The sequence below is a fragment of the Haemophilus parahaemolyticus genome, from assembly GCF_018373095.1.
GTDB lineage: Bacteria > Pseudomonadota > Gammaproteobacteria > Enterobacterales > Pasteurellaceae > Haemophilus_A > Haemophilus_A parahaemolyticus_A.
Genome location: NZ_JAHAHT010000092.1, coordinates 1 through 6,971, shown reverse-complemented (window position 1 = coordinate 6,971; position 6,971 = coordinate 1). Strand labels below are relative to the sequence as shown.

Genomic DNA, 6,971 nt, shown 5'->3' with positions numbered 1-6,971 from the left:
CGATTCGTGAAGGTGGTCGTACAGTAGGTGCGGGCGTTGTTGCTAAAATCATCAAATAATTGATGGTTTAGTCAAAGCTTCACAAGAAAAGGCGTATCGCAAGGTACGCCTTTTTGTTACTAGCTTTCTCTTCTAAAGTGGTCTAAGTTCCTGGCATTTTCACTAAAATTCATAGATTTTAGTCGCAAAATTCACGAAAATCAGGTAATCTACGCACATCTTTTTTATCCGTTGATTCGGTTTTCTCTGTGAAAATCAGAATGATCGGTCAATTTATTTAATCTAATGGAATTTCACTATGGATATTCGCAAAATCAAAAAATTAATCGAATTAGTAGAAGAATCAGGCATTACCGAATTAGAGGTTTCTGAAGAAGAAGGTACAGTACGTATTAGCCGTGCGGCTCCAGCTGTTGCACCAGCAGCAGTACAATATGTGGCAGCACCTCAACAAGTGCCTGTTTCTGCAGCTGCACCAATCGCTTCTACTCCAGCTCAAGAAGCATCAGCTGCTTCTTCTGAAGTTTCAGGTCACGCAGTACTTTCTCCAATGGTAGGGACTTTTTATCGCAGTCCAAGCCCAGAAGCGAAACCATTTATTGAAGTAGGGCAACAAGTGAAAGTGGGTGATGCACTTTGTATTGTTGAAGCAATGAAAATGATGAACCGTATTGAATCTGATAAAGCAGGTGTTGTAAAAGCAATCCTTGTCAATGATGGTGAAGCGGTTGAATTCGATCAAAAATTAGTCATCATCGAATAATGTTATAGGCAGTTGGAGAACGGTTCCTGAGTTGATCAAAGGACTTCTCAAACCATAAGCCTAGGAAGCGGTGAAATTTAGAGAAGATTTTACCGCTTGATTGTTTTCAATAGTGAGTAAAACTCATTCTACAAGGAATAAGCAATGTTAAAAAAAGTTGTCATTGCCAACCGTGGCGAAATTGCTTTACGCGTTTTACGTGCCTGTAAAGAATTAGGTATTAAAACCGTAGCAGTTCACTCAACAGCAGACCGCGAACTTAAACACGTATTATTGGCAGATGAAACCGTCTGTATCGGTCCTGCACCTTCTGTAAAAAGCTATTTAAATATTCCTGCTATTATTGCAGCAGCAGAAGTAACAGATGCTGATGCGATCCACCCAGGTTACGGATTCTTATCTGAAAATGCAGATTTTGCAGAACAGGTTGAAAATTCTGGTTTTATCTTTATTGGTCCAACGGCGGATGTAATTCGCTTAATGGGCGACAAAGTATCTGCAATCAATGCAATGAAAAAAGCGGGTGTGCCTTGCGTACCAGGTTCTGATGGTCCTATCGGTAACGATCCTACAAAAAATAAAGAGATTGCAAAACGCATTGGCTACCCTGTGATTATTAAAGCATCTGGCGGTGGCGGCGGTCGTGGTATGCGCGTGGTTTATCAGGAGAAAGATTTAGAAGAATCGATTGCGATGACCAAGGCGGAAGCGAAAGCGGCATTTAATAACGATATGGTGTATATGGAAAAATACCTTGAAAATCCACGCCACATCGAAATTCAAGTGATGGCAGATACTCACGGCAATGCAGTTTATCTCGCAGAGCGTGATTGCTCAATGCAGCGTCGCCACCAAAAAGTGGTTGAAGAAGCTCCAGCACCAGGCATTACCCCTGAATTGCGTAAATTCATCGGTGAGCGTTGTGCAAATGCGTGCCGTGAGATTGGCTACCGTGGTGCAGGCACATTCGAATTCCTTTTTGAAAATGGCGAATTCTATTTCATCGAAATGAATACTCGTTTACAGGTTGAGCATCCAGTTACTGAGATGATCACAGGTGTAGACTTAGTAAAAGAGCAACTTCGTGTTGCCGCAGGTTTACCGCTTTCTATCACACAAGATGACATCAAAGTGAAAGGTCACGCAATGGAATGCCGTATCAATGCGGAGGATCCAAATACCTTCTTACCATCACCAGGTAAAATTACACGTTTACACGTGCCAGGTGGTTTAGGGGTACGTTGGGATTCGCATATTTACTCAGGCTATTCTGTGCCTCCACACTACGATTCAATGATTGGTAAATTGATTACTTTTGCTGAAAATCGTGATATTGCCATCCGTCGTATGGAACAAGCTCTTTCTGAGACTATCATTGAAGGCATTAAAACCAATATTCCACTTCACGAAAAAATTATGGAAGACGAAAATTTCCGTAAGGGTGGAACGAATATTCACTATTTAGAGCATAAGTTAGGTTTGAAATAATAAAAAGAGTTGGTTTGGATTATATTCTTTAATCTTTACCAACTCTTTTTAGTTTAAATGATAAAAAATAGATGAATATACGTTGTCAATGGTCAGAGGGTTATTCAATTTATATTGATTACCACGATAATGAGTGGGGAAAACCTGAATTTGACAGTCAAAAATTGTTTGAGAACCTCTGTTTGGAGGGGCAGCAGGCGGGGCTTTCTTGGATTACCGTGTTAAAAAAACGGGAAAAGTATCGGCAAGCCTTTTTCGGGTTTAATCCAAAAGAAATAGCTCAAATGCAAGCGGTCGATATTGATAAATTAATGGCAAATTCGGGGTTAATTCGTTATCGTAAAAAGCTAGAAGCTATTGTGAAAAATGCTCAGGCTTACCTTGCCATGGAAGAAAGAGGGGAGGATTTTAGCCAGTTTATTTGGTCCTTTGTGGACGGGAAGCCTCAAGTTAATAATGTACCTAATTATTCCATTATTCCCACTAAAACAGCAACTTCCGTCGCTTTATCTAAAGCATTAAAAAAAAGAGGTTTTGTATTTGTTGGGGAGACAACTTGTTATGCTTTCATGCAATCAATGGGCTTAGTGAATGATCATATAAATGATTGTTTTTGTAAAATAAACTTATAAATATAGAAAATGCATATACGCTAATTCAACAAAATAATACTGTTGCTTCTTGATATAGCTTTTAGATCTTTTATATAGAACAAATTTGTCCATAATGCTTAAGTTTCGAAACTGCTACTCCTTTGCTCTTGTGCTATAATGCTCACTTTCTTTTTTTAGACTTAGCACAGATTATTTATGTCAACAAATCAGTATCCTCAAGAAGTGAATAAACGCAGAACCTTTGCGATTATTTCTCACCCCGATGCGGGTAAAACCACCATTACCGAAAAAGTACTTTTATACGGAAACGCAATTCAAACTGCAGGTTCGGTGAAGGGTAAAGGCTCAACTGCTCATGCGAAATCCGACTGGATGGAGATGGAAAAACAACGTGGGATTTCTATCACTACCTCTGTGATGCAATTCCCGTATAACGACTGTTTGGTTAATCTCCTTGACACCCCAGGACACGAGGATTTCTCGGAAGATACTTACCGCACTTTAACGGCGGTGGATAGCTGTTTGATGGTGATCGACTCGGCGAAGGGTGTTGAGGAACGTACTATTAAATTGATGGAAGTTACCCGCTTACGCGATACACCAATCATCACTTTTATGAACAAACTCGACCGTGATATTCGCGACCCTATGGAATTGTTGGACGAAGTGGAAAGCGTGTTGAAAATTCGCTGTGCACCAATCACTTGGCCTATCGGCTGTGGAAAATTGTTCAAGGGGGTTTATCATATCGCCAAAGATGAAACCTATTTGTATCAATCGGGGCAAGGCTCGATCATTCAAGAAGTGCGTATTGTCAAAGGCTTGGATAACCCAGAATTAGATGCGGCAGTAGGTGATGATTTAGCCCAACAATTGCGTGATGAGCTAGAATTAGTCCAAGGGGCAAGCAACGAATTCGACCACGAAGCCTTCATCAGTGGCGAACTTACTCCAGTGTTCTTTGGAACGGCTCTCGGTAACTTCGGGGTGGATCACTTCTTAGATGGTTTAACCGAATGGGCACCAAAACCACAGTCACGCCAAGCAGATACTCGCACAGTGGAAAGCTCGGAAGAGAAATTCAGTGGCTTTGTGTTTAAAATTCAAGCAAATATGGATCCGAAACACCGCGACCGCGTTGCCTTTATGCGTGTGGTGTCGGGTAAATACGAGAAAGGAATGAAGCTCAAACATGTTCGTATCGGCAAAGATGTGGTGATTTCAGATGCACTTACTTTTATGGCGGGTGACCGTGCCCACGCGGAAGAAGCTTATGCAGGCGATATTATCGGCTTACACAACCACGGTACGATCCAAATTGGTGATACCTTCACCCAAGGCGAAACCTTGAAATTTACGGGTATTCCAAACTTCGCACCTGAATTATTCCGCCGTATTCGTTTAAAAGATCCGCTCAAACAAAAACAATTGTTAAAAGGCTTGGTGCAACTTTCCGAAGAGGGTGCGGTGCAAGTGTTCCGTCCGCTGATGAACAACGATTTAATCGTGGGTGCGGTGGGTGTACTTCAGTTTGATGTGGTGGTTTCACGCCTCAAAACTGAGTACAACGTGGAAGCGATTTACGAAAATGTGAACGTGGCAACCGCACGCTGGGTAGAATGTTCGGACGCAAAAAAATTTGAAGAGTTTAAACGCAAAAATGAGCAGAATTTAGCCTTAGATGGTGGTGATAACCTCACTTATATTGCTCCAACGATGGTAAATTTGAACTTGGCTCAAGAACGTTATCCTGATGTGGCGTTCTTTAAAACGCGGGAGCATTAAAAATAACGCTATTTATGTTTGAGACAGGCTTCATATTCGTTTAGAATCCGAAGCCAGAGAGGGGAAAGCGGTTTATTTTCTTCTATAATTCGCAAATTTTCCTCTCTCACTTAGAAAATTTTTTGTTTTTTCTCCTCCCTCTACCACAAGCAGACGAGAGGAATGATTGTTTTTCCATTCATCGATTTTTATGACCACACACAACCTTGCTACCCACCTTTCAGGCGTAATGCCGAAATTACTTAAAACTATTTTAATTGGCTTTGTTCTTAGTTTAACTGTCGTATTAATTATTGCTTTAGCAAAAATCAGTTATAACTTATTTTTGATGGTACTCAGCCCAGATGCGATTGTGACGAATACTTTAGCTGAGCAAATTCTGAACTTTTTTCTCTATTTCGGTTTCTTAGGACTAATTTCTCAATATTTCCGCAGTGGTTATCATTTTCCGTTACGTTATTTTATTTATACGGGAATTACTGCAATGGTGCGGTTAATTATTGTGGATCACGAAAGTGCGACCAGCACGATTCTCTTTGCCGGTGCAATTTTACTAATGGTTATTGCACTTTGTTTGATTTTATATTCGGATAAAGTGAAAAATATTTAATAGCCTTTTACTTGAAAATCACAACAAAAAATCCGATATAACAGCCCTATTTTGACAAAACAACTCAAAAAAATGGTATAATCCACCACTATTTTTGCCTGCTCGAAAAAACGGAAATCATTATGGAACAACATGTAGATCAACAATTAGAACAACAATCTCGAATCGAACTTCTGATTGCTCAAGGTCGTGAACAGGGTTATTTGATTCTGTCTGAGGTGCACGACCATCTGCCTGAAGAATTGGTTGATGCAGAGCAAATCGAAGATATTATTCAAATGATCACCGATATGGGGATCCAAGTTTTAGAAACGGCACCTGATACAGATGAGTTAATGCTTGCCGAAAATATTACTGATGAAGATGTGGTGGAAGAAGCAACCAAAGTGCTTTCTACCGTAGAATCTGAGCTCGGTAGAACCACAGATCCTGTGCGTATGTATATGCGTGAAATGGGAACAGTTGAACTTCTTACTCGCGAAGATGAAATCCAGATTTCAAAACGTATAGAAGAGGGGATCAACGAAGTACAATGTGCGGTAGCAGAGTATCCAGAAGCGCTTGAGGGTGTATTAACTTGCTATGCAGAAGTAGAAGCTGGCAATATGCGTTTGGTAGATTTGATTACGGCTTTCGTGGATCCAAATGCACAGGAAGAAAACCCTGTTACTGATGATGATTCAATTCATCTTGATGACGATGAACACGCAGATGTGAACGATGTTGAAGATGAGGAAGAAGAGGAAGATAGCGACAGCAGTAATACAGATTCTGGTGATGATAACTCAATCGATCCAGAGCTTGCTCGTGAAAAATTCACTGCTCTTAAAGAACAGCACGAAAAAGCGTTATTAGCCATTCGTAAACATGGCCGTACCCACGCAAAAGCACGTGAGCAAATCAATGCGTTATCCGATATTTTCCGTGAATTCCGTTTAGTGCCGAAACAATTCGACTTACTTGTGGAAACTATGCAGAAATTGATGAAACAAGTGCGTGCGGAAGAACGTCAAATCCAACGCTATGCGGTGGAATATGCGGGAATGAAGAAAGCGGACTTCCTCAAAAACTTCCAAGGTAATGAAACCAGCGAAGCGTGGATGGAAAAAGCCATCAATGCAAAACGTGGTGGTGTGCCGAAATTAGCGAATTATGTTGAGAAAATTCGTGTAAATATCGTGAACTTGCAGAATTTAGAACAAAATTCTGGCTTAACCATTGCACAAATTCGAGAAATTGGCGGACGTATTGCCAACGGTGAGTTAAAAGCCCGTCGTGCGAAAAAAGAGATGGTAGAAGCAAACTTACGTTTGGTAATCTCAATTGCGAAAAAATACACCAACCGCGGTTTACAATTCTTGGATTTAATCCAAGAAGGGAACATTGGCTTGATGAAAGCGGTAGATAAATTCGAATATCGCCGTGGCTACAAATTCTCAACCTATGCAACTTGGTGGATTCGTCAGGCGATTACACGCTCAATTGCAGACCAAGCACGTACGATTCGTATCCCAGTGCATATGATTGAGACAATTAACAAACTTAACCGTATTTCTCGTCAATGCTTACAAGAAATGGGACGCGAAGCGACACCAGAAGAACTCGCAGAACGTATGAATATGCCTGAGGATAAAATCCGTAAGGTGTTGAAAATTGCTAAAGAGCCAATTTCAATGGAAACGCCTATCGGTGATGACGACGATTCACATTT

General features: G+C 40.7%; 6 protein-coding genes. All 6 read left to right on the top strand.

Annotation, left to right across the window (positions count from 1 at the left end; genetic code table 11):
- Nucleotides 1–298: 298 nt before the first annotated feature.
- Nucleotides 299–763, top strand: a complete 465-nt coding sequence (gene accB, locus KH943_RS08365; protein ID WP_304109926.1) for an acetyl-CoA carboxylase biotin carboxyl carrier protein — start codon at nt 299–301, stop codon at nt 761–763.
- Nucleotides 764–907: 144 nt separating this feature from the next.
- A complete protein-coding gene (gene accC, locus KH943_RS08360; RefSeq protein WP_304109924.1) occupies nt 908–2,251 on the top strand; it encodes an acetyl-CoA carboxylase biotin carboxylase subunit in 1,344 nt (447 codons plus the stop codon).
- A gap of 71 nt (nt 2,252–2,322) precedes the next feature.
- On the top strand, nt 2,323–2,883 hold the full coding sequence (locus tag KH943_RS08355) for a DNA-3-methyladenine glycosylase I (protein WP_304109922.1): 561 nt from the start codon (nt 2,323–2,325) through the stop codon (nt 2,881–2,883).
- A 177-nt stretch (nt 2,884–3,060) separates the two neighbouring features.
- The gene (gene prfC / locus KH943_RS08350; protein ID WP_304109920.1) at nt 3,061–4,650 is read left to right on the top strand and encodes a peptide chain release factor 3; all 1,590 of its coding nucleotides are present in this window, start codon (nt 3,061–3,063) and stop codon (nt 4,648–4,650) included.
- A 229-nt stretch (nt 4,651–4,879) separates the two neighbouring features.
- Nucleotides 4,880–5,260 carry a phosphate-starvation-inducible protein PsiE gene (psiE, locus tag KH943_RS08345; protein WP_438359835.1) on the top strand — a complete coding sequence of 127 codons (381 nt, stop codon included), beginning with the start codon at nt 4,880–4,882 and terminating at the stop codon, nt 5,258–5,260.
- Nucleotides 5,261–5,382: 122 nt separating this feature from the next.
- On the top strand, nt 5,383–6,971 hold a 1,589-nt coding region (gene rpoD, locus KH943_RS08340; RefSeq protein ID WP_304109916.1), incomplete at its 3' end, for an RNA polymerase sigma factor RpoD.

Bases quoted from the DNA above. Each gene is read 5' to 3' on its own strand.
- prfC (WP_304109920.1), top strand. From the start codon at position 3,061: ATGTCAACAAATCAGTATCCTCAAGAAGTGAATAAACGCAGAACCTTT.
- accC (WP_304109924.1), top strand. From the start codon at position 908: ATGTTAAAAAAAGTTGTCATTGCCAACCGTGGCGAAATTGCTTTACGC.
- accB (WP_304109926.1), top strand. From the start codon at position 299: ATGGATATTCGCAAAATCAAAAAATTAATCGAATTAGTAGAAGAATCA.
- psiE (WP_438359835.1), top strand. From the start codon at position 4,880: ATGCCGAAATTACTTAAAACTATTTTAATTGGCTTTGTTCTTAGTTTA.
- KH943_RS08355 (WP_304109922.1), top strand. From the start codon at position 2,323: ATGAATATACGTTGTCAATGGTCAGAGGGTTATTCAATTTATATTGAT.